This window comes from Flavobacterium plurextorum, assembly GCF_024638035.1.
GTDB classification, from domain to species: domain Bacteria; phylum Bacteroidota; class Bacteroidia; order Flavobacteriales; family Flavobacteriaceae; genus Flavobacterium; species Flavobacterium plurextorum.
In genome coordinates this window covers 4,277,527-4,298,781 of record NZ_CP100442.1, presented here as the reverse complement: position 1 = coordinate 4,298,781, position 21,255 = coordinate 4,277,527, and the positions used below count along the sequence as shown (strand labels likewise).

The 21,255-nt window shown below is 32.6% G+C and carries 25 protein-coding genes; 16 read left to right on the top strand and 9 right to left on the bottom strand.

The annotated features are described in order from the left end of the window. Positions 1-425 precede the first annotated feature (425 nt). The 7 genes from NLG42_RS18775 (at position 426) to NLG42_RS18745 (ending at position 7,268) form a co-directional block, all read left to right on the top strand. A complete protein-coding gene (locus NLG42_RS18775) occupies positions 426-1,700 on the top strand; it encodes a sugar isomerase (protein ID WP_099718706.1) in 1,275 nt (424 codons plus the stop codon). Between the two features lie 36 nt (positions 1,701-1,736). Then, positions 1,737-3,098, top strand: coding sequence for an FGGY-family carbohydrate kinase (locus NLG42_RS18770; protein WP_257681886.1), 1,362 nt, complete (start codon positions 1,737-1,739; stop codon positions 3,096-3,098). A gap of 243 nt (positions 3,099-3,341) precedes the next feature. Continuing rightward, positions 3,342-4,082 carry a (Fe-S)-binding protein gene (locus tag NLG42_RS18765; RefSeq protein ID WP_089059344.1) on the top strand — a complete coding sequence of 247 codons (741 nt, stop codon included), beginning with the start codon at positions 3,342-3,344 and terminating at the stop codon, positions 4,080-4,082. 195 nt (positions 4,083-4,277) lie between these two features. Then, positions 4,278-5,681, top strand: a complete 1,404-nt coding sequence (locus NLG42_RS18760) for a lactate utilization protein B (protein ID WP_257681885.1) — start codon at positions 4,278-4,280, stop codon at positions 5,679-5,681. Next, positions 5,671-6,258, top strand: coding sequence for a LutC/YkgG family protein (locus NLG42_RS18755; RefSeq protein WP_257681884.1), 588 nt, complete (start codon positions 5,671-5,673; stop codon positions 6,256-6,258). Before NLG42_RS18760 ends, NLG42_RS18755 begins: the two co-directional genes overlap by 11 nt. 106 nt (positions 6,259-6,364) lie before the next feature. Beyond that, positions 6,365-6,778 (top strand): hypothetical protein, encoded by a 414-nt coding sequence (locus tag NLG42_RS18750; RefSeq protein WP_099718701.1) that lies wholly within the window; start codon positions 6,365-6,367, stop codon positions 6,776-6,778. Positions 6,779-6,782: 4 nt separating this feature from the next. Next, entirely contained in the window at positions 6,783-7,268 is a 486-nt protein-coding gene (locus NLG42_RS18745) for a hypothetical protein (protein ID WP_257681883.1), read from the top strand. Between the two features lie 76 nt (positions 7,269-7,344). Here NLG42_RS18745 and NLG42_RS18740 read toward each other — a convergent pair whose 3' ends face one another. Further along, complete coding sequence (locus tag NLG42_RS18740) at positions 7,345-7,677, bottom strand: YegP family protein (RefSeq protein ID WP_089059339.1); 333 nt, start codon at positions 7,675-7,677, stop codon at positions 7,345-7,347. A gap of 194 nt (positions 7,678-7,871) precedes the next feature. Between NLG42_RS18740 and NLG42_RS18735 the strand changes: the two genes are divergently transcribed. Then, on the top strand, positions 7,872-8,357 hold the full coding sequence (locus NLG42_RS18735; protein ID WP_089059338.1) for a copper resistance protein NlpE: 486 nt from the start codon (positions 7,872-7,874) through the stop codon (positions 8,355-8,357). 70 nt (positions 8,358-8,427) lie between these two features. Here the strand turns inward: NLG42_RS18735 and NLG42_RS18730 are convergent, their stop codons facing one another. The 4 genes from NLG42_RS18730 to NLG42_RS18715 form a co-directional block, all read right to left on the bottom strand. Then, on the bottom strand, positions 8,428-8,991 hold the full coding sequence (locus NLG42_RS18730; RefSeq protein WP_257681882.1) for a DUF2911 domain-containing protein: 564 nt from the start codon (positions 8,989-8,991) through the stop codon (positions 8,428-8,430). A 129-nt stretch (positions 8,992-9,120) separates the two neighbouring features. Further along, complete coding sequence (uxuA, locus tag NLG42_RS18725; RefSeq protein WP_257681881.1) at positions 9,121-10,305, bottom strand: mannonate dehydratase; 1,185 nt, start codon at positions 10,303-10,305, stop codon at positions 9,121-9,123. Between the two features lie 31 nt (positions 10,306-10,336). Next, the gene (locus NLG42_RS18720) at positions 10,337-11,149 is read right to left on the bottom strand and encodes an SDR family oxidoreductase (RefSeq protein WP_099718695.1); all 813 of its coding nucleotides are present in this window, start codon (positions 11,147-11,149) and stop codon (positions 10,337-10,339) included. Between the two features lie 135 nt (positions 11,150-11,284). Beyond that, positions 11,285-11,734 carry a NanQ anomerase/TabA/YiaL family protein gene (locus tag NLG42_RS18715; protein ID WP_089059334.1) on the bottom strand — a complete coding sequence of 150 codons (450 nt, stop codon included), beginning with the start codon at positions 11,732-11,734 and terminating at the stop codon, positions 11,285-11,287. A gap of 192 nt (positions 11,735-11,926) precedes the next feature. Between NLG42_RS18715 and NLG42_RS18710 the strand changes: the two genes are divergently transcribed. The 4 genes from NLG42_RS18710 to NLG42_RS18695 all read left to right on the top strand — a co-directional run bounded on the left by NLG42_RS18710 (position 11,927) and on the right by NLG42_RS18695 (position 15,828). Continuing rightward, a complete protein-coding gene (locus tag NLG42_RS18710; protein ID WP_307774318.1) occupies positions 11,927-12,958 on the top strand; it encodes a LacI family DNA-binding transcriptional regulator in 1,032 nt (343 codons plus the stop codon). A gap of 108 nt (positions 12,959-13,066) precedes the next feature. Next, positions 13,067-13,705: an HAD family hydrolase gene (locus NLG42_RS18705; protein ID WP_257681880.1), complete on the top strand. Its 639-nt coding sequence runs from the start codon at positions 13,067-13,069 to the stop codon at positions 13,703-13,705. A 558-nt stretch (positions 13,706-14,263) separates the two neighbouring features. Then, complete coding sequence (locus tag NLG42_RS18700) at positions 14,264-15,289, top strand: NAD(P)-dependent alcohol dehydrogenase (RefSeq protein ID WP_257681879.1); 1,026 nt, start codon at positions 14,264-14,266, stop codon at positions 15,287-15,289. Between the two features lie 164 nt (positions 15,290-15,453). Beyond that, a complete protein-coding gene (locus NLG42_RS18695) occupies positions 15,454-15,828 on the top strand; it encodes a SpoIIAA family protein (RefSeq protein ID WP_089059331.1) in 375 nt (124 codons plus the stop codon). Between the two features lie 141 nt (positions 15,829-15,969). Here NLG42_RS18695 and NLG42_RS18690 read toward each other — a convergent pair whose 3' ends face one another. The 3 genes from NLG42_RS18690 to NLG42_RS18680 all read right to left on the bottom strand — a co-directional run bounded on the left by NLG42_RS18690 (position 15,970) and on the right by NLG42_RS18680 (position 18,123). Beyond that, positions 15,970-16,251, bottom strand: a complete 282-nt coding sequence (locus NLG42_RS18690) for a hypothetical protein (protein ID WP_089059330.1) — start codon at positions 16,249-16,251, stop codon at positions 15,970-15,972. A 273-nt stretch (positions 16,252-16,524) separates the two neighbouring features. Continuing rightward, positions 16,525-16,908 carry a hypothetical protein gene (locus NLG42_RS18685; protein ID WP_089059329.1) on the bottom strand — a complete coding sequence of 128 codons (384 nt, stop codon included), beginning with the start codon at positions 16,906-16,908 and terminating at the stop codon, positions 16,525-16,527. Positions 16,909-17,205: 297 nt separating this feature from the next. Then, positions 17,206-18,123: a DsbA family protein gene (locus NLG42_RS18680; RefSeq protein WP_257683997.1), complete on the bottom strand. Its 918-nt coding sequence runs from the start codon at positions 18,121-18,123 to the stop codon at positions 17,206-17,208. 165 nt (positions 18,124-18,288) lie between these two features. On the opposite strand from NLG42_RS18680, the gene NLG42_RS18675 reads away from it, so the two are divergent. The 4 genes from NLG42_RS18675 (at position 18,289) to NLG42_RS18660 (ending at position 20,466) form a co-directional block, all read left to right on the top strand. Next, entirely contained in the window at positions 18,289-18,606 is a 318-nt protein-coding gene (locus NLG42_RS18675; protein ID WP_257681878.1) for a winged helix-turn-helix transcriptional regulator, read from the top strand. A 60-nt stretch (positions 18,607-18,666) separates the two neighbouring features. After that, positions 18,667-19,065, top strand: a complete 399-nt coding sequence (locus NLG42_RS18670; RefSeq protein ID WP_257681877.1) for a hypothetical protein — start codon at positions 18,667-18,669, stop codon at positions 19,063-19,065. A 301-nt stretch (positions 19,066-19,366) separates the two neighbouring features. Then, positions 19,367-19,843 (top strand): TlpA disulfide reductase family protein, encoded by a 477-nt coding sequence (locus NLG42_RS18665; RefSeq protein WP_089059325.1) that lies wholly within the window; start codon positions 19,367-19,369, stop codon positions 19,841-19,843. Between the two features lie 11 nt (positions 19,844-19,854). Then, on the top strand, positions 19,855-20,466 hold the full coding sequence (locus tag NLG42_RS18660) for a thioredoxin family protein (protein ID WP_089059324.1): 612 nt from the start codon (positions 19,855-19,857) through the stop codon (positions 20,464-20,466). 52 nt (positions 20,467-20,518) lie between these two features. On the opposite strand, the gene NLG42_RS18655 is transcribed toward NLG42_RS18660, so the two are convergent. Beyond that, a complete protein-coding gene (locus NLG42_RS18655) occupies positions 20,519-21,253 on the bottom strand; it encodes an AAA family ATPase (RefSeq protein WP_099718681.1) in 735 nt (244 codons plus the stop codon). Positions 21,254-21,255 lie beyond the last annotated feature (2 nt).

The window sequence follows — 21,255 nt, the reverse complement described above, 5'->3', positions numbered from 1 at the left end:
TGTGGTCTAACGTTCGATTTTTCGGGCGTTAGATTTTTTTAGATATAAAAGACTTTTACTGTGCAGACTAAACAGCATAAAATAGTAAAGTTAAACGCAGAGTTTAGATCATATAAATTATTATGCAAAAGGTTTTTAAATGCATAGAAAAAGAAGAATAGAACGCTGATAAAACGGATTCGCTATCGTGAAGACGCAGAAAAAAAAAACGGATTTTTCGTAATGAATGAATTTAAAAAAAAATCTGCGTAGATCAGCATTTTCGCGATAGCAAATCTGTCTAATCTGCGTCTAAAATCTTATTATTAAAATAAATAAAAATGTTTTTTAGTCAGCCATTTAGTGGCTTAGAATTTATGTGTTAAAAATACACATATAAAATAAAATTGCATATCTTGTTACACTCTATTAAAATATAAAGTATTATGATAATCGGATCAAACAATATTGAATCTCATAACGAGGAATTATTAAAAAAACACCAAAATAAACTGGTTTTTACAGCGTCAGAAATTGATAATACTGATGCGATTATTCAAAAACTAATCGATTTTCAAATTGCAATTCCATCTTGGGCTTTAGGAACTGGAGGAACAAGATTTGGACGTTTTGCAGGTGGAGGAGAACCGCGTTCAATAGAAGAAAAAATCGAAGATGTTGGTTTGCTTCATAAATTAAATAATGCTTCAGGAGCTATTTCGCTGCATATTCCGTGGGATATTCCACAAGATTATAAAGCAATAAAAGCACTTGCAGCGCAGCACAATTTAAAGTTTGATGCCATGAACTCGAATACATTTCAAGATCAGGCAGATTCAGAACATACTTATAAATACGGTTCGTTACAAAACGTAAATAAAGCAGTTCGCAAACAGGCGATTGCACACAATATTGAAGTTATTAAACACGGAATCGAATTAGGATCTGAGTCATTAACAGTTTGGCTTGCTGATGGATCTAATTTTCCGGGACAGTTGAATTTTCGTAAAGCGTATCAAAATACATTAGAAAGTTTAGAAGAAATCTACGATGCATTGCCTTCGAACTGGAAATTATTTTTAGAATATAAATGTGCTGAGCCTAACTTTTATTCAACGACAGTAGCTGATTGGGGACAGTCTTATTCGTATGTTAAAAAGTTAGGCGATAAAGCGCAGACATTAGTCGATTTAGGACATCATTTACCAAATGCAAACATCGAGCAGATTGTTTCTTTATTATTAATGGAAAACAAACTGGGCGGATTTCACTTCAACGATTCAAAATACGGTGACGACGATTTAACAGCGGGAGCTTTAAAACCATATCAGTTATTTTTGATTTTCAATGAATTGGTTGAAGGAATGGATGCAAGAGGAATGAATCATGCAAAAGATCTTGGCTGGATGATCGACGCATCGCACAACATCAAAGATCCATTAGAAGATTTATTGCAGTCTGTAGAAGCCATTATGATTGCTTATGCACAAGCACTTTCTGTAGACAGAAAAGCATTAGAAAAAGCACAACAGGAAAATGATGTAGTAAAAGCACAGGAAATTCTTCAGAATGCTTTCCGTACAGACGTTCGCGCGTTAGTTGCTGAGGCTCGTTTCCGTTCTGGTGCCGCTTTAAATCCAGTTGAATTGTACAGAAGTCTTTCTGTTAGAAAAAATCTTATTGGAGAAAGAGGATTAAAAACATTAGCTACAGGCTTATAATTTATAATTGGTAATTAACAATTTACAATTAAAAAAATGAATGTAGTTGCAATTTTTGATATTGGTAAAACAAACAAAAAAGTATTCTTATTTGATGAAAACTATAGAATTGTTTGGGAAAAATCAGTCAATCTAGACGAAACAGTCGACGAAGATGGATTTCCCTGCGAGAATATAGAAGTGCTTAAAAACTGGATTTTTGAACGCTTGGAAGAAATAAAAGCTTTAACCAATTATGTATTAAAAGCCATTAATTTTAGTACCTACGGTGCTAGTTTTGTCTACATTGATAAAGAAGGAAAAGTTTTAACTCCTCTGTATAATTATCTAAAAGATTATCCAGAGGATTTAAAAAACGATTTCTATCATAAATATAAAGGTAAAGAACGATTTGCTGTAAAAACAGCTTCTCCGGTTTTAGGAAGCTTAAATTCGGGAATGCAGATTTACCGTTTAAAAGAAGAAAGACCAGAATTATTCGAAAAGGTCGAATATTGCTTGCACCTTCCGCAATTTTTGAGTTTTCTTTTAACCAATGAAGCTTACGCCGATATTACAAGCGTGGGTTGTCATACTAATCTTTGGAATTTCAAAAAAATGAAATACCATAAATGGTTGAAAAATGAAGGCATTTCATCTAAAATTCCAGAGTTTTATTCTGGAAAAGACGTTATAAAAACAAAAGATGGTTTGTCAGTAGGTGCGGGACTTCACGATAGTTCATCAGCTATAATTCCTTATACCATAAATTTTACAGAACCTTTTGTTTTATTGTCAACAGGAACGTGGAGTATTTCCTTGAATCCATTCAATAATAAACAATTGACTTTTGAAGAATTGCAAAATGATTGTTTGTGCTATTTGCAATACACAGAAAAACCTGTAAAAGCGGCAAGACTTTTTGCAGGAAACGAACACGAAATACAAACCAAAAGATTAGCAGAATATTTTAAAGTTCCGGTTGATACATACAAAGACGTTTATTTTGATAAGAATATTGTATCTAATTTAAGAGCCTTAAATTTTCAGATTATTTATCCTAAAAAGTATAATTTTGATATACTGAAAGAATGTCCTTTTCAAGAAAGAGATCTTTCAATATTTAAAAGCTATGAAATCGCTTACCATCAATTGATGTTGGATTTGGTAGAACAACAAGTATTTTCAACTAACTTAGTCATTCATAACAGTCCTGTAAAGAAAATTTTTGTTGACGGTGGTTTCAGTAAAAATTCAATTTATATGAATTTATTAGCCGAAGCTTTTCCTGATGTTGAAGTTTATGCCGCATCGATGGCGCAGGCAAGTGCTTTGGGAGCAGCATTGGCAATTCATCAAAACTGGAATCCCAAACCAATTCAGAATGACTTGATTGATTTGAAGTTTTATAAGCATTGAAATAATTAAAAATTAAAAAGTCTGATTGGTTTATAAGGAACCTTAGTAACCTTGTCATTTTGACAAAGATTGATGCTTTTAGCTCTGGAGTTACTTACTAAGATTTCTCTCCCGAGACTTCGGGATCGAAATGACAAACAGCAAGTAGATTCATTCAGATTTAATTTTAAAATATTTGTTCAATCTGTCAAATCTGCTAGAAAAATATAACATCTAGAATGTTAAAAATAAAAATAATAGAAAATGAAAATCGGGCTATTTATACCGTGTTATGTTGATCAGTTTTATCCAAAAGTGGGTATTGCGACATACGAACTTTTACAGAAATTAGGCTGTGAAGTTCATTTTCCGATGGGACAAACCTGCTGCGGACAGCCAATGGCAAACAGCGGCTATGCACACTTAACAAAAGGCTGTGATGCTAATTTTATAGCCAATTTTTCAGGATTCGATTATATTGTCTGCCCTTCAGGAAGTTGTGTTCTGCATGTAAAAGAACATTTGCATGATGATCAATTAGAGATTGCAGCGACAGAAATAAGAAATAAGGTTTTTGAATTAACAGAATTTATAACTGATATTTTAAAAATTGATCATATCGACGGACGTTTTCCTTTTAAAGTAGGAATGCATGTAAGCTGCCACGGACAACGTGGTTTGAAGCTTTCGCAGATGTCAGAATTAAATGCGCCATTTTTTTCCAAACCAGAACAATTACTTCACAATATTGAAGGACTTGATTTAGTTGCTTTAACTAGAAAAGATGAATGCTGCGGTTTTGGAGGTACATTTTGTGTTACCGAAGAAGCCGTTTCTGTAAAAATGGGACAAGACCGAATTAAAGATCACGAAAGTCATAATGTCGATTATATTACGGGAGGAGATATGTCTTGTTTAATGCATTTAGATGGAATTTTGAAAAGACAAAAAAGCAGAATCAAAACCATCCATATTGCTGAAATCTTAAATTCACTCGAAAACTAATTAAATTTAAGAGAAAAATAAATTTCTTTTTTTTAGCATTAAGATATTAAGTTCACCAAACTTTGACGTAATGTTAAAATAAAGAAATCACTTAAAATTGAAGCTTAATTTTCTTTTATCCTTAAGTATTTAAGTTCATAAAGTTTCACTTAATTAACTTAATATCTTAATGGTGAAATACTCAACTTACAAAAAATGTCTTCAGAAAAAATAATACAGCACAGTGAAGCTGCAGCAAAATTCAACAAAGATGTGGAGCGTGTCAATTGGCATGATGAAACACTATGGTTTGTTCGTGCGAAACGTGATAAATCGGCACATCAAATTGATGATTGGGAATTATTACGTGAAACGGCTTCAAGCATCAAAGCTAATGTGCTTTCGAATATTCACGATTATTTAGTAGAATTTGAGGCTAATGCCCAAAGAAATGGAATCATTGTACATTGGGCTGCTGATGCAAAAGAACACAATGAAATTGTACATTCGATCATGGCAAAACATGATGTAAAGCAAATGGTGAAATCAAAATCTATGCTTACAGAAGAATGTCATTTGAATGATTATTTAGCAGAAAGAGGCATAGAAGTTATCGATTCAGATTTAGGAGAATATATTGTGCAGCTTCGTAAAGAACCGCCAAGTCATATTGTTTTACCTGCCATTCACTTAAAGAAAGAAGATGTAAGTGAAACTTTTCACGAACATTTGGGAACAGAAAAAGGCAATTTTGATCCGCAGTATTTAACTGAATCAGCACGTCATAGTTTAAGAAATACTTTTTTGACTAGAAAAGTAGCTTTAACTGGAGTGAATTTTGCCGTAGCCGAAACAGGTGAATTTGTAGTTTGTACCAATGAAGGTAATGCTGATATGGGCGCACATTTAGCCGATGTTCATATTGCTTGTATGGGATTTGAAAAACTGATTCCACAACGCAAGCATTTAGGCGTTTTCCTTAGATTATTAGCAAGAAGTGCAACAGGACAACCTATAACAACTTTTTCAAGCCATTTTAAGAAACCTAGAGACGGAAAAGAACTTCATATTGTAATTGTCGACAACGGAAGAAGTAAACAATTAGGACAAGAAGATTTTAGAAATTCTCTAAAGTGCATCCGTTGCGGTGCTTGTATGAATACCTGCCCGGTTTACAGACGAAGCGGCGGACACAGTTATCACAATGCAGTAGCAGGACCAATTGGCTCTATTTTAGCGCCCAATTTAGACATGAGTAAAAATGCCGATCTGCCTTTTGCAAGCACACTTTGTGGTTCTTGTACTAACGTTTGTCCAGTAAAAATTGATATTCATGATCAATTGTATAAATGGCGTCAGGTTTTGGTAAAAGACGGTTATACGCCAAAAGCTAAAACCATTGCAATGAAAACTATGGCAACAGTATTGGCAAATCCAACAATTTTTAACATTGCGGGAAAATCAGGAAGATTTGTGATGAAAAATATTCCGGCAATGGTTAATAATAAAATGAATAAATGGTACGATCAGCGCGAAATGCCAGACGTTCCTGAGGAATCTTTTAGAGAATGGTACAAGAAAAATTCGAGAGAATCTAAAGCAAAAGACAATGAGCAGTAAAGCCGAAATTTTAAACAGAATAAAACTAAATCAGCCTGATTTGGTTACAGAACTGCCAGATTTAAGTCTTTTAGGTTCCGAAGATTTTGATACTCTAGAAACCTATAAAACGGTTTTGAAAGGAATTGGAGGTGATCCTGTTGAAGTATCTAGTTATGAAGAGATAATCGATTATATAAAAGCAAATTACAATCTTAAAAAGAGAATAATTACAACATTGCCGGAGCTGTCTGAAATAGCTTCTTTAGATTGGACAGCTGTTGATCCGCATTTGCTTCATGATGTTGAATTAACAGTTGTAAAAGCACATTTTGGAGTTGCAGAAAACAGCGGACTTTGGGTTACGGATGATATTTTAGGACAGCGTGTTTCCCCTTTTATTGCACAGTATTTAGCAATTATCATTCATAAAAAAGATATTATCCGAACTATGCAGCAGGCTTATGACAGAATTGGTAATCAGGAATATGGTTTTGGAACTTTTATTGCGGGACCATCTAAAACGGCAGATATTGAACAATCATTGGTTTTAGGAGCACATGGTGCAAGAGGACTGATTGTATTCTTGTTAGATTAGAAGTTTATTTTAAATTTGGAGTTCTGCTAAATCAATCCTTTTTAGGGATTTTTTTAGATATTAGCGGAACAAATTTAGAAGATTCGTTTCGGAATCAAAATGAGTTATGGAAGATATAAATAAAAGTACCGTTCCGTTCTGTAAGGCAGAGCATGGGAAGTTTGATTGGGGAGAACCTTATACATATTATCATCCTGTTTTTAAAATATCTCCTGCAAACGAAGTATTCACATTAGAAGATTCCGTAATAATATTGGGTGAGAATAACTTAAAAAAGCAGTTATTGTCTTTATACAATGTAATACTCAATTGTGAAGAATTTGATCGAATTGTAAACTATTACGATGAGAAGTTTGATAGAATCAAAATCTTAGAATTGATAGATTTTTATATTAAAGAAAATGAAGGTAAAGTTACGCCTTGGGAGAAATATCAGCAATATGAAGATGAATTGTATTATATCTCTTCGATTGAATCGCAAGCAAACAGAAAACTACATTTTGTAAACTATCAAGAATAAAATTATGGCGGTATTTTCAGATCTTGAGCTTGAAACTCCAGAAGTACTTTCAAAAGGATTATTTCCTATTTTGATATTGACATCAATTGCTGATCAAGAAAGAATGAAAAGTTATTATAGTAAAAATCCAGAACATCGGTTTAATAATTTGCAATTAACAGAAAATCAAATCTTAGTAGAATGTTATTCTTATCACACAAATATTCCAACAGATAGTAAATTCGAAGTTATTTTTTTAAATAACGATGTTAAAAATTTCATGAATGTTTCTGCGGCTTTGGAGTATGTTTCATACAATAGAAGTTTTGAAGTTGATATCGTGCCAAACGGTTATACACCATTAGCTATAATAAATTTTTTAGAAGGAAAACCTGAAATACTTAATAAATTAAGACCTGAAAGTGAAAAAAGAGATTTCAGTAAATATGACTATATATGTCTTACAAATAGAGAAGTAGTAGAGAAAGTTTTAAATGAATTAGATAAATAGAAAGGTAAGTTTGGAAGCTTATGTAAAAACAAAACGAGGCCTTAAGCCTCGTTTTTATTTTCAATATATGATTTATCTAAGCCGTTTGATCGTCAGTAGTTGCATCTGGAGCATTTTTCTTTACAGACTCAATTCCGTTTTCTCTCGCAGCTACACTTTCATACATTTCACTTGAACCAATTATCTGTCCATTGCTGGCTTTAAGATTAAAATACGGTTTTCCATTGCTGGATTCTTTTCTGTCATAACGACCATCATCTTGTGAGTTTGTTTTTACAGATTCGATTCCGTTTGTGCAGGCCGCTTTTGTTGTATAGCCTTCACTTGTTAAAATTGTCTGGCCGTTACCAGCTTTCAAATTAAATTGAAATTCACCATTGGTTCTTTTAGTAATTACAAATTTTCCCATTTAGTTTTTTATTTAAGTTAACTATAATATTTTGCTTTCTATAAAAATACAAAACTTAGTTATACAATTGTTAGTGTCAGAAAAAATAATTAATAGGATAATTATAACGGAATATTTTCTTTACAATTTAGTGGTTTTGAATAATGCCAGAAGAGATTTCTTTATATTTGAATTAAATATTAGCTATAATTATTATGAGAAAACTATGTATTGTATTAGTAATTGCAACGCTGATTTCATCTTGCAATTCTAAAAAGAAAGAAGATACAGTAGAAACTGCTGTAAAAGATTCAACAACCGTAAGTGCCGAAAAAAGCACTGCTGCTAAAGTTGATGTTTATGAAGGATTATTACCATGTGCAGATTGCAGCGGTATAGAAACTGTTCTAAAAATTTATCAAGGCGATGGCACTATGGAAAGCCATAAGTTTGAATTGTTTACCGTATACAAAGGAAAATCACCTGAAAAGGAGTTTATAGAAAAAGGAACTTTTAATACCGAAAGAGGTTTAGAAAACGATCCAAACGGGACAATTTATATATTGAATTGGGATAAACCTGCAGAGAACCAGATTTATTACGGTTATTACAGCGCAGATCCTCAAAAAATATATATGTTAGATCGAGAGAAAAAAATAATCAAGTCAGAGCTGAATTATGCTTTAACATTGAAAAAATAATAGTTTAATTACCATATATAAAAAAAGAGACTTTTTAAAGTCTCTTTTTTTATATATGTAAAATGCTTAATTATTTAATTGTAATAGGCAGTTCGACTGTTGTTTTATCCCATCCAATTACCAAATTTGCTGTAGTACCTTGTGATGTAAAAGCAATTGATAAAGCTTCGATTACAGTAGAAACTGGCTTTACAGGAACAGAAACTCTAACAACATCTTTGCTTTCATCATAAGCATAAGCGCCCCATAAATCAAGTTCCTTGTTGATAATAATTGTCCATTTGTCTTTTTCAGGAATTGCAAATAAACTGTAAGTTCCTGCAGGAACATTTTTACCGCCAATAGTTACAGGTTTGTAAAATTTAATTTCTGTATTTTCATTAGCACCAACTCTCCAAACTTCTCCATATTTTATCAAATCACCAAAAATAGTGCGTCCTTTTACAGACGGTCTTGCATAGATAACTTTAACAACGGGAGCTGGATTATCAGTTTTTTTGAATTTAACAGCTTTGTTAGGAAAATAAGAAATATCTACAGGACTTGCATCCAGTGGAGCAAATTTTACAACTTCCTGTGCTTGAACTGTAAATGCAGCAAATAAAGTAACTGCAAGTAAACTTAATTTTTTCATAGGATTACAATTTTTAGAATAAGTACAAAGTAAGTTAATAGTCAATAAAAATCACATCAATACAATTAGTTTTTTGTTAATGAATTGGTAATGACTCTTAAATTTAGTCTAAAACGACATTGAAAAATTTTAAAGCGATTTTTTAATTCCCATTTCAAGCCCTCTTAATTCAGCTAAACCACGTAAGCGACCAATTGCAGAATATCCTGGATTTGTTTTTTTCTTTAAATCATCCAACATTTGATGTCCGTGATCTGGACGCATTGGCAGTTTGTTGTTGTTTCTTTTTTCAACCTCTATAATTGCTTTTACCACTTCATACATATCTACATCGCCTTCAAGATGGTTCGCTTCATAAAAGCTGCCTTCTTCATCCCTTTGTGTACTTCTTAAGTGAATAAAATTCATTTTATCTCCATGACGTCTTACAATTCCAGGTAAATCATTATCAGCCCTAACGCCGTATGAACCGGTGCACATCGTAAATCCGTTTGATTTTGAAGGCGCGGCATTCATTAATTCTATCAAATCCTCCTCAGTACTTACCACCCTTGGCAAGCCTAAAATTGGGTAAGGAGGATCATCAGGATGAATGGCCATCAAAACACCTTTACTCTCTGCAACTGGAATAATCTGCTTTAAAAAGTAAAACAAATTGTCTTTTAAAGCCTGTCTGTCAATATGATTATAAGCACTTAATGTAATTAAAAAATCCTCAACAGTATAAGCTTCTTCTGCGCCTGGAAGTCCAGCAAGAATATTTCGCTGTAATTTTACCTTATCCTCATCAGTCATGGCTTCAAAATAACTTTTCGCTTTTTGAGTCTGCTCTGGTGAATATTCCTTTTCGGCACCAGGTCTTTTCAAAATAAACAATTCAAAAGCCGCAAAAGCATTAATGTCAAAACGAAGTGCTTTCGAGCCGTCTTCAACCGTATAAGATAAATCAGTTCTCGACCAGTCTAAAACCGGCATGAAATTATAGCAGACACATTGAATACCGCATGAAGCCAGATTGAGAATGCTTTCTTTATAGTTTTCAATGTATTGAAGATAATTTCCAGTTTGTTTTTTAATGTCTTCATGTACCGGAATACTTTCTACAACTGACCAAGTTAACCCCGAAGCGCCTTTTTTAGGATCGCCGTCTTGGTATTCAATTGCAGCTTTTCGTTTGTTGATTTCGTCAATGCTCCAAACCTCTCCGTTCGGAATATGATGTAAAGCAGTTACAATTCCAGTTGCTCCAGTTTGTGCAATATCTTGTAAAGAAACAGGATCATTTGGGCCGAACCATCTTAATGTTTGTTCCATTTTGTATTGTGTTGTTTTGTAATTTGGTTTATTAAATACTCGTCGCTGCAAATCCGCCGTCAACCTTTAAGATTGTTCCTGTTACGAATTTTGACATATCACTGCATAAGAATAAAAGAGCGCCGTCAATATCTTCTGGCGTTCCAAATCTTCCCATTGGTGTATGATCGATAATCTTTTCGCCTCTTGGAGTTAGATTCCCTTCAGGAGTTAATAATAAAGCTCGGTTTTGTTCTCCAATAAAAAAACCAGGTGAAATAGCATTTACGCGAATTCCCTCGCCATATTTTTGCGCTAATTCAACCGCCATCCATTGTGTAAAATTGTCGATCGCCGCTTTTGAAGCCGAATATCCCACAACTCTCGTTAACGGTCTTTGTGCCGATGCTGATGAGATGTTGATGATATTTCCTGATTTCTGCTTCGCGAAAAGTTCAGAAAAAACCTGAGTTGGAAGCATAGTTCCAATAATATTCAAATCGACTACTTTTTGTAAATCATCGCTTTTCATATCATAAACAGCTTGATCCGGCTGTACAGTTGCTCCCGGCATATTACCGCCCGCAGCATTAATTAAAATATCCAGACGACCGTATTTTTCAACAATAAAGTCTTTCGCTTTTTCTAAATCCTCTTTATTCAAAACATTTGCTTGAATCGCAAAACCTTGTCCGCCATTTGCTTCTATTTGCTGTACTGTTTTTGCTGCTTTTTCAATAGATTGAGAAACGATCCCAACTATAACACCTTGTTTAGCCAAAACGTTTGCAAAATTGCTGCCTAGTACGCCGGCACCGCCAGTAATAAGGGCAATTTTCCCTTTTAGATTAAATATTGAATCCATTTAGTTTTATTTAAAATACAATACTTTAAATTCCAAAATCTAATTTTTGAAAAGTAAAGTAGATTATATAAGTTTGATTTTAATGATTAAATTTTTTCCTTGGAATTTGGAATTTGGATTTTTCCCGAAGAGGAATTAGATCTTTACTTTAAAAACTAGTTTTTTCAAGAACCCTTCGCCAATCATAGCTGCGTGAACATCATCCGGAAATAAAATGGCAAATTGTTTTTCCTGCAATTCAAAAAACATATCTGGTTTGTCATAGAAAAAGCGAACATCTCTTTCGTCGCTGTAATCACCATTTGGTTTTACACATTTTTCTCTTGGCTTCCATGCAAAAGTTTCTGGTCCTTGAATCGAAATTTGAATATCAATGTTTTTATCATGGCATTCAAAACCTTTGATACTTTCTTCTCTAGTACTTCCATCGCCATGAATAACAATAAGTTTTAAGCCTTCGCTGATTTCAAACGAACCAGTTTCAAGACTTGCAATATCAGTTTGATTTACGTACTCAAAAGCTTTTTGAAAATTGGGATGCAGACCGTAATATTTTGCTGCATTATGTAATGAATCTATTATCATGAGGTAAGATTTAATTTTTAGTTTTTGAAATTAATAGTATAAAAGGTTCTGCCGTTTATATATAATGTGTAATTTTACGTGTACGCACACGGTGTTTTACAAATGTATGTAAAATGTAAAGTATAACAACCTATTTTTGCTTAAAAAAATAGAATTTTACAATAGAGCTTTTATCATTTTAACTTAAAAAGAATCAATATCATAACAATAAAGAAAATTGCCGAATTAGCTAATGTTTCTCCAGGAACTGTTGACCGAATTATTCATAATCGCGGACAAGCAGCACAAGAAACTGTAGATAAAGTCAATGCCATAATCGAAGAATTTGGTTATAAACGTAATATTTTAGCGAGTAATCTGGCTTTAAATAAGAAATTTCACTTTGCCGTTTTTCTTCCCAAACACGAGAATCTTGAATATTGGCGCAGTCAGGCTGAAGGAATCGAAAAAGCAGCTGCAGAGTTTAGTAAATTCGGAATTGTTTTGGATTATTTCTATTATGATTACAATATAGTTTCTTTTAGAGAATCAGTAAAAAAAGTGATGGACTTTGAGTGCGACGGATTGCTTTTTGCGCCCATTTTTCAGGAAGATTCAGTCCGTTTTTTAAAGGAATACAAAAAGAAGAATATTCCAGTTGTGATGATCGATTCGAATATTTCAGACAACAATGAATATGCTTATGTAGGTCAAGATGCTTTTCAGAGCGGTTATTTGGCAGGAAGACTCATAAGTTTTGCAGTAAAAAATGAAAGACATGTTTTGATTTTTAAAATCACCCAAGAAATCGAAAGTACATCCGTTTATTTGCAGCGAATAAAAGGATTTTATTCTTTTTTTGAAGACAATAACGAACTTACAAATTTTAAATTTTCAGAAGTTACTCTAAAAGATTCGAAGATTGAGGAACTAAATCTTGAAATGTTTTCTGAGATAAGCAGCATTTTTGTGCCCAATTCGAGAGCCTACATTGCGGCCCAGTTTTTAGAACAAAACAATATAAAAGGCATCCGTATTATTGGCTATGATTTATTAAAAGAAAATATAGAATATCTAAACAAAGGCGTAATCGATTTTTTAATCAATCAAAGACCCGAAGATCAAGGTTATATGGCAATTCATTATTTATATAAAAAATTAGTTTTAAAAGAAGATACAGAGCAAATACATTATATTCCGCTTGAAATTATTTTGAAAGAGAATTATTCTCCAGCCAGAAAGTAGTTTTTTTCCATCTATAATAATGTGGCAGCGAAGTGAATTATATTCTGTAATTTACACGAACTAGCTTTTGAGTAAGTTAAAATTGTAATTAAATGAAAATCAATAAAAATGGTTAAATGTATTATTTTCGATTGTGACGGTGTTTTAGTAGATACAGAGAAAATTGGTAATGGAGTATTACTGGAAATGGCAGCAGAGCACGGATTTGAAATGAAAATTGAAGATGCATATCGTAATTTCAACGGTCGTAAGTTAAAAGATTGTTTCAAGTATATTGAAGAAACTATTGCTAAAAAACTTCCAGAAACTTTTGAAACAGAATTCCGCCAGCGAAGTTTTAGTGCTTTTAAAACGCAGGTTAAACCAATGGAAGGAATTGTTTCATTTATAGAAAAACTTACAATTCCGTATTGTGTCGCCTCAAGCGGACCAGTCGAAAAAATTTGCTTAAATCTTGAGGTTGCTGGTTTGCTGGATAAATTCGAGAATAAAATATTCAGTTCCTATCAAATTGGGAGTTGGAAGCCAGAACCAGGAATCTTTTTGCACGCAGCCAAAGAAATGGGTTTTGATGTAAAAGACTGCATTGTGGTTGAAGATAGCGTTGCAGGTGTACGAGCCGGAATAGATGGAGGTTTTAAAGTGTATGGTTTTGCAAACGGATATAATGATATTGATTTAGAAAAGGAGGGAGCAGTGCTCTTTAGAAGTTATGATGAACTTGCCTCGATTTTAAATTTAGAATAGAAAAATGGCTGTCACAAAATGACAGCCATTTTTTATTTAAGATATGTTCGTTTCTTAATGTAATTCATAAAAGAAAGCATGAAATATTTTATCAGAATTCCGAAACATTATGATTTAGTAACAATGCCATAAACATAATAGCATTTTAAAGTTCTAAAATTGCAGCTTCTTACTAAGTTTATATCAAGCATAGTTTTTTTATTGTTTAAGTTTTTAATGAATGTAAATACGGCTCATTTTTTAAAATTCGACATTTATAAACTGTACGAGATAAAACTATAATAACAACAATAAAATAGTTGCAGGTACTCTAAAATAGACCAATAGAGTTTATAATGTGGTATTAGAAGACAATTAGAATGTTGTGTTAGTTTATTTTTTATTTTTTTGACAAAACCTATTTCTTTAAAGAAATAGGTTTTTGTGTTTCTACACTTGTTAGTTGTGCTTTTAATTCTTGTTTTAGATAGCGTTAAGAAATGTATAAATAGCCTTGAAAATGTGATAGTTGAAATTTATTTGATTAAATTTACTAAACTAACTTATAAAAAAAATCTTATGAAAGCAGTGCGTTTTTTTGGGCATAAAGATGTGAGAATAGTAAACGATTTAGAAAAACCATCTCCAAAGGGCGATGAGGTATTATTAAAGATTGGAGGTGCTGGAGTATGCCATTCAGATTTACATATAATTGATGATGGCATTGTATCTGGTATTACTTTTACATTGGGGCATGAAAACGCAGGCTGGATAGAAGAAATAGGAGAAGATGTAAAAGGATTTAAAAAAGGAGATGCAGTTTTGGTCTACGGTCCTTGGGGATGCGGGCATTGTAAACCTTGTCAGCATTCTAACGAAAATTACTGTGATCACCAGTCTGAAATGGCTTTTGGCGGCGGACTTGGATTAAATGGCGGAATGGCTGATTACATGCTGGTGCCTTCTTCACGTTTACTCGTTCCAATTCATGATTTAGATCCAGTTATTGCTGCTCCTTTAACAGATGCTGCTCTAACTCCATACTCTGCTATTAAGCGATCATTACATAAGCTGATGCCCGATGAATATGTAGTTGTAATTGGAGTTGGCGGATTGGGGCATGTTGCTCTTCAAATTTTATCAGAAATGTGCGGCTCGACTATTATTGCCTGCGATATAACTCCTGAAAGACTTGAATTTGCTAAAAAACTAGGTGCTTCTTATGCTATTAATTCTACAGATAAAGATGCGGCAGAACAAATAAAGAAGATTACAGGAATTAAAAAAGCCAAAGTCGTAATCGATTTTGTTGGTGCTACTTCTACAATAGATTTAGGAACAAAAATAATTGGACTAGACGGTGATTTAACGATTGTTGGTCTTGGCGGCGGAAATTATGAATACAATATGAATGGTCTGCCTTTTGGCGTAAGCTTAACAAATCCTTATTGGGGTTCTAGAACCGAATTAATGGAAGTAATTGGGCTTGCGCTTCAAAAGAAGATTCATATTGAAGTTGAAAAATACAATTTGGATCAAGCGGTTGAAGTTTATGATAAGCTAAGACACGGACAAATAAAAGGGAGAGCAGTATTAATTCCCTAATTGTAATCTTGTAAAAAACGAATGAAAGAGTGTAATGAAAAATAAAAAAACTAATGGTAAATTTGAGTTGCCTTTTACTATTCTAATGGTAAAATTCTAATAAAAATTTTTTAAGGAATAAGACTTGGCAGGCTCAAAAATAATAACTCAAAAAGTGTAATATTATGATACATCAAATTGACACAACTGATAATTTAGTTGCTTTTAGAGCATTGGCAGAAATGACAAAAGAAGATTTTTTAATTGTTGTTGTTCCTGCCGTCGAGCATTTAGTAAAGCAGACTAATGAAATTAATTTTTTACTGGTTTTAGATACTGAAGTAGAAAAATTTACAGCAGGCGAGTGGCTTCAAGAAGCGCTGCTTGGTCTTAAGAATCTTGGAAAATGGAATAGAGCGGCGATTGTATCAGATTCTGAAGAAATAATTTCGCTTGCAAACGGATTCAGCTATGTCGTTCCAGGCGAATTTCACGGTTTTAGAAAAGAATCTTTTAATAAAGCACTAAACTGGGTAGAAGGAAATATAAATCTGGCCTAAATATTTAGTTCAAATGTCACTTTTAAACTTAAAAAAAAAACACCTGCAAATTCACTATGTTATCAGATTATAACTTGTGAGTTTGCAGGTGTTTTTTGCTTTATATTTTAAGTATTCATAAACTGAAACTTAAAGCGATGCTTAATAATTATATTCGATACCGCTGCTGTCTGTTTTTTCTTTTTTTTCTTTAGAAGTCTCTGTTATTTTTTTATAGCAGGCAGCTGCAAGCAAAGGTACAGCAAGACTTCCTACTACTGCAGCAGTTTTATTTTGTCCGGCTTTTTTAAGTACAGCTCCAGCTAAAAGAGAGCCTAATCCTGCAAATACTAAATGTTTAACTGATGGCCTGTAGTCTTTATAATCTTTTTTTTCAGGTTTAATTCCGTGTAATAATGGGTCTATAAAATTTAGTTTTTCCATAATTATGATAATTTATTTAATGATACCTAATTTTGTCTAATGTAATAAAAATGTTACGTTTATTCTAGTTTTAATCGATGATTTTTTTTCACGGATTTAAACCTAAAAGAAATAGTAAGATTATAAAGATCGGCGAAAATCTAGCCAAAATCAATCCTCAGAGAGCGTTTAACAAAAGTTTATAATAGTAAACGATAAAAACGTTAATTGTATCCTAAAGCATGGATTCTTATTTTCTATTATAAAGTATTCTGTTCTAAAATTTGTCTGTTATTAGGCTCTAGGATGATTTTCTGGATAATGTTCGGCATCAAAATCAGTTAAATCTTCATCCTCATCTAAATCTCTTTCTTTTTCTAAATCACTTTCATAGTTTAGTTCATTAGTACTGTGATCTTTTTCTTGATTTGCTTTCTCGCTGTCATTAGTTACCGAACGATCTTCGTTTATAATTCGTTCTTCGTTAGGAATGTTTTCCATTCTTATCGATTCGTTTCCTGTAAAATCAGTCGTTTGATTTCGTCCGTCATCGATAAACTCTTCTTGGTATTGATATGGATCTTCGTCAGGTGAAAAATTTACAGTATAATCAAAATTTTCTTGATCCATAAAATCAGGGTCTCTAAGACCATAATCTTGGTTGTTTAGCTTTTTCATAACTTTTCTATTTTTTCATTATTTCTTAGCTTCCAAAGTTTTTTATGCATTCCGAAAATATAGAAAAAGACCTCTTTTATAGTTGATTTAGAGGTGTTTAATTCTCACTGGTTTTCGGCATAATTACAAAGGTACTTTAAAAAATGAAAAAGATTTTATAGAAAAATAGAATATAGCTGCATAATTTTCAGGTAGTTAGGTTAAGTTCTGAAATTAAAAGAAATTACAGCTTGCAGTTAAGTATAAACATTAAAAAAGCCATAAAGAAATTGATCTTTATGGCTTCGGTCCAAAAAACTAACTTCTAAAATAAAGTGAATAATTTTTTACAGATATTTTCCCCAATTTTCCATCCTTAAATAATTTATCAAGTATTTCTTCCGCCTGATTATATGAAATATCTAAAATCACGGCATATTCTTTTGGAGCCAATGTTGGATAAATCTCAAAAAGAGATAATGGATTATCATTTTTAAAGGTTTTCTTTTTTGCTTCAGGATATAATGCCAGCAAAGCATTTTCATAATAAGCATATGGTTTAGAACCGTAAACAGTGAGTTGATTGTTGTTTTTATCAGCAAAAAATAAGGTTGGAAAACCTCTAACGCCAAGTGTTTTTGCTAAATTTAAATCTTCCTGAAAAAGTTTTTTAGCATCTCCATCATAGTCATTTTTTAGTTTTTCAATATCAAGATTTGCAATTTTGGCAGCTTCAGCAATATTTTCCCATTTAGCGATATTCTTTTTTTCGAGATATAATTTCTCACGAAGGATACGCATAAAAATGACTGCTTTTTCTTTACTCTGAATTTGAGCCGCTTTCATAGCAATACAAGAAGGATAGGAAGAACTCAAAGGATCTTCAAGCCAAACATTGCCGTCAATTGGCATTTGATAATGCAGACTCGCTTCATCCCAATGATGCGCAACATCTGATGGTTTACTGATTCCGCCGCTGTTGTAACTCCAATCAGGAAGCAAACCGCCCATTTTGTAATCTATTTCAAAATATTCGGAATATTCCAGTTTTAGTTTTCTCAATTGCGGTTCAATTCCCCAGCATGAAGAACAAATTGGGTCTGTATAATAAATAATTTTTACAGGCTTATTATCTGTTTTAATAACCGTTGTTTCATTTGATGCTTCGCTAATTGGCATTTCACACATACCGCTTTCAGTGTCGCACAGTAACGGATTTGTTTTATTGTCGTTCATTTTAGAATTAGTTTGCGATTGACAGCTCGCACTGAAAATCAGGATTAATAACAGCGAAAGTATTTTCATAATTACTGTTTATAATTCTTGCTTTAGGTTTTAATTTATATTTTTACATAACAAAGTTCGTCCGTATTTAATCACAAGTCAATTAGTCTAAAAAAGATGACTACAGAAAATAAAACAGAAAAAGACAACGAATGTCCAGCACAAGGACTTTTGAAGTTGTTATCAGGTAAATGGAAACCACAGATTTTTTTATTGGCTGTAGATGGTCCGCTGCGTTTCAATACACTTTTAAGAGATTTAAAAGGATCAAATAAACAATCGATCGCAGTCGCACTTCGGGAACTAGAAGATTTTGAACTTTTAGATAAAAAGGTTATCAAACTGAAACCGCTTCACATTGAATATACTTTATCTGAAAAAGGAAAATCTTTAATTCCTGTTTTTAAGCAATTAGAATTGTTTTTGGAGAAATAGAATGTTTGACTAAGTAATCATAAATAAGACTTTTTTGAAGTCTGAAAACTGGAATAGAATATGAAAAAGCTGTTTTTAATTTTATTGATGCTGCTGCAATTTCCTGTAAGTTTTGGGAGCAATCAAATACAAGACCCTTCCTCAAAGAAAATTATTGGAACTTGGTATGCCGACAGGAATAGAAATACAAAATGGATTTTTACGCAAGACAAGAAAATCTATAATTACGATAAGGACGTTTTTAAAGTAATGTATGGTTATACCATTTCTAATCGCTGTCAAAACAATTCAAGCGATACTACCGAGTTTTTAACTTTCATGGACAGAGATGGTAATGAATTCTGTTTTAGAATAAACGGAATTGACGAGAATAAAAACGGAATTTTATCTCTTACTAAAATGGATAATGGAGAAACGCTCTTGTTTGTTAACAATTTGAATGTAGTAACTGGAAAGTAGTATTTATTTGTTGTGAAAGCTCCAGCGGAGCGTAATATTTATAGCACAATTTATTTCCATGCCCAAAAAAAAGCTCCAGAGGAGCGGCATATTTTTAAAAAATTAAATGTTTCGCTCCTCTGGAGCTTGAAATCATGGGGATATAATTACTATAAATATTATGCTCCACTGGAGCATTTTTTTACTAAATAGTCTAATTATACTCAACGTTTTTTCTAGTATTAGACTTTCATTAACAAAAACTAAAACTTCATTAGTTTATATTTGTGAGGCACAAATTAATTCTAAAGTATTGTAAATCATGAAAATTAAGTCTGTTTTTTATCTGTTTCTATTTGTTGTTTTTTCAGTTTCATCGTATAGTCAAAATGTAAAACTGCTTACAATAGATCAGCTTAACGAAAGAATTGAAAAGGGAAAAGACAGTACTTATGTGGTTAATTTTTGGGCAACTTGGTGTGCGCCTTGTATAAAAGAATTACCTCATTTTGAAAAATTGAGTGCAGAACACAAATCAGATAAATTGGCGGTATTACTGGTAAGTTTAGATTTTAAATCGAAGCTGAAGTCGAATGTGATTCCGTTTGTGAAAAGAAAAAATCTGAAAAACGAAGTATTTCTATTGAATGAAGGAAGTCCGCAGGAATTTATCGATCGTATCGACCCAAGTTGGTCAGGAAGTATTCCGGCAACGCTTTTTATAAAAAATGGCAAGCGAAAGTTTGTTGAAAGTGAATTTACTTACGAACAATTATTAACTGAATATAAAAAACTGTAAATCCAAAAACCATGAAAAAAATAATTCTTTTATTAATGCTGGCGTTCTCTGCCTTTCTAGCTCAGGCTCAAACAACAACGCTTAAAGCTGGTGATACTGCTCCAGATTTTAAACTGAAAAATGTAGATAATAAAGATGTTTCTTTTGCAAGTTTTCCAAAAGCAAAAGGTTATATAGTAGTTTTTACTTGTAATACGTGTCCTTACGCAGTAGGTTACGAACAAAGAATAATTGATTTAGATAAAAAGTTTAAACCACAGGGGTATCCTGTAATTGCAATAAACCCTAACGATCCAGAAGCTTCTAAAGCGGATACTTTTGACAAGATGCAGGATTTGGCAAAAGAAAAAAAATATCCTTTTCCGTACTTGTTAGATCCAGGACAAAAAATTACCGATGAGTATGGTGCAAAACGTACGCCTCACATCTTTATCGTTTCTAAAACTGCAAAAGGAAATGTGGTAGAATATGTTGGCGCGATTGATAATGATCCGGAAGGTACAAAAGCAGATAAAGTAAAATATGCCGAAGATGTAATTGCAGCTTTAAAAAGCAATCAAAAACCTGCTGTAACACAAACTAAAGAAATTGGCTGTACTGTAAAAAGAAAAGCTAAAGCTTAATAATAGTTATTCTATAAAATGAAAACGCCTCAAATTCTTGAGGCATTTTTTTTTATGAAATAGTTTCAATAAGTTTCTTTTGTACTTGAAGTTCCAATTCAGCAATAATTTGTCTTTTCATTGTCGTGTGAACGTAATCTTTTGCTTCGGCATATGAAATATCATATTTACGTGAAATATCCTGTAAATGGGCAGGAAAAACATCAAGTATTTTATCATAATAAACATTCAGTTCGTTTTTACTGGGCATTTCAAATTTTAGCTTAATTTGAAACCTGCGAAGTAAGGCTGAATCAATACTGTTGTAAAAGTTTGTAGCACAAATCAACAAACTATCTGTTGGGAAATAATCAATTAACTGAATGATAGTATTTACCAAACGTCTCATTTCGGCAACATCTTTATCGTCACTTTCTCGGCTTCTGCCAATTTGATCAAATTCATCTAGAAATAAAACCGCTTTTTCGCGAATCGCTTTGTCAAAAAGAGCCTTTACATTTTTTGAAGTTTCCCCGATTTTAGCATTGATTAAAGTACTGAGGTTGATAATAACAATGCTTTTATTTAGAGCTGTTGCTACAGCTTTTGCTGTTGTAGTTTTACCGCAGCCGGAGTGACCGTAAAGCAGTATTTTATTGTCGACGTTGAGGTTGTATTTTTTTAATTCGTCAATATACTTATGCTCTTTGATTGTGTTAAGTAATGCCGTTTTATTTTCTTCGCTGAAAAGCAAATCATTAAGTGCAATTTTTTCAGTATCGTTTACAACAAGTTCGTACAGATTCATTT

What these genes read in the sequence shown, in the direction of transcription:
- NLG42_RS18670 (WP_257681877.1), top strand. Translation starts at nt 18,667, where the DNA reads ATGAAAAAGCTGTTTTTAATTTTATTGATGCTGCTGCAATTTCCTGTA.
- NLG42_RS18760 (WP_257681885.1), top strand. Translation starts at nt 4,278, where the DNA reads ATGTCTTCAGAAAAAATAATACAGCACAGTGAAGCTGCAGCAAAATTC.
- NLG42_RS18765 (WP_089059344.1), top strand. Translation starts at nt 3,342, where the DNA reads ATGAAAATCGGGCTATTTATACCGTGTTATGTTGATCAGTTTTATCCA.
- NLG42_RS18730 (WP_257681882.1), bottom strand. Translation starts at nt 8,991, where the DNA reads ATGAAAAAATTAAGTTTACTTGCAGTTACTTTATTTGCTGCATTTACA.
- NLG42_RS18660 (WP_089059324.1), top strand. Translation starts at nt 19,855, where the DNA reads ATGAAAAAAATAATTCTTTTATTAATGCTGGCGTTCTCTGCCTTTCTA.
- NLG42_RS18705 (WP_257681880.1), top strand. Translation starts at nt 13,067, where the DNA reads ATGGTTAAATGTATTATTTTCGATTGTGACGGTGTTTTAGTAGATACA.
- NLG42_RS18755 (WP_257681884.1), top strand. Translation starts at nt 5,671, where the DNA reads ATGAGCAGTAAAGCCGAAATTTTAAACAGAATAAAACTAAATCAGCCT.
- NLG42_RS18655 (WP_099718681.1), bottom strand. Translation starts at nt 21,253, where the DNA reads ATGAATCTGTACGAACTTGTTGTAAACGATACTGAAAAAATTGCACTT.
- NLG42_RS18720 (WP_099718695.1), bottom strand. Translation starts at nt 11,149, where the DNA reads ATGGATTCAATATTTAATCTAAAAGGGAAAATTGCCCTTATTACTGGC.
- NLG42_RS18690 (WP_089059330.1), bottom strand. Translation starts at nt 16,251, where the DNA reads ATGGAAAAACTAAATTTTATAGACCCATTATTACACGGAATTAAACCT.
- NLG42_RS18685 (WP_089059329.1), bottom strand. Translation starts at nt 16,908, where the DNA reads ATGAAAAAGCTAAACAACCAAGATTATGGTCTTAGAGACCCTGATTTT.
- NLG42_RS18700 (WP_257681879.1), top strand. Translation starts at nt 14,264, where the DNA reads ATGAAAGCAGTGCGTTTTTTTGGGCATAAAGATGTGAGAATAGTAAAC.
- NLG42_RS18740 (WP_089059339.1), bottom strand. Translation starts at nt 7,677, where the DNA reads ATGGGAAAATTTGTAATTACTAAAAGAACCAATGGTGAATTTCAATTT.
- NLG42_RS18750 (WP_099718701.1), top strand. Translation starts at nt 6,365, where the DNA reads ATGGAAGATATAAATAAAAGTACCGTTCCGTTCTGTAAGGCAGAGCAT.
- NLG42_RS18745 (WP_257681883.1), top strand. Translation starts at nt 6,783, where the DNA reads ATGGCGGTATTTTCAGATCTTGAGCTTGAAACTCCAGAAGTACTTTCA.
- NLG42_RS18665 (WP_089059325.1), top strand. Translation starts at nt 19,367, where the DNA reads ATGAAAATTAAGTCTGTTTTTTATCTGTTTCTATTTGTTGTTTTTTCA.
- NLG42_RS18775 (WP_099718706.1), top strand. Translation starts at nt 426, where the DNA reads ATGATAATCGGATCAAACAATATTGAATCTCATAACGAGGAATTATTA.
- NLG42_RS18715 (WP_089059334.1), bottom strand. Translation starts at nt 11,734, where the DNA reads ATGATAATAGATTCATTACATAATGCAGCAAAATATTACGGTCTGCAT.
- NLG42_RS18735 (WP_089059338.1), top strand. Translation starts at nt 7,872, where the DNA reads ATGAGAAAACTATGTATTGTATTAGTAATTGCAACGCTGATTTCATCT.
- uxuA (WP_257681881.1), bottom strand. Translation starts at nt 10,305, where the DNA reads ATGGAACAAACATTAAGATGGTTCGGCCCAAATGATCCTGTTTCTTTA.
- NLG42_RS18675 (WP_257681878.1), top strand. Translation starts at nt 18,289, where the DNA reads ATGACTACAGAAAATAAAACAGAAAAAGACAACGAATGTCCAGCACAA.
- NLG42_RS18695 (WP_089059331.1), top strand. Translation starts at nt 15,454, where the DNA reads ATGATACATCAAATTGACACAACTGATAATTTAGTTGCTTTTAGAGCA.
- NLG42_RS18680 (WP_257683997.1), bottom strand. Translation starts at nt 18,123, where the DNA reads ATGAACGACAATAAAACAAATCCGTTACTGTGCGACACTGAAAGCGGT.
- NLG42_RS18770 (WP_257681886.1), top strand. Translation starts at nt 1,737, where the DNA reads ATGAATGTAGTTGCAATTTTTGATATTGGTAAAACAAACAAAAAAGTA.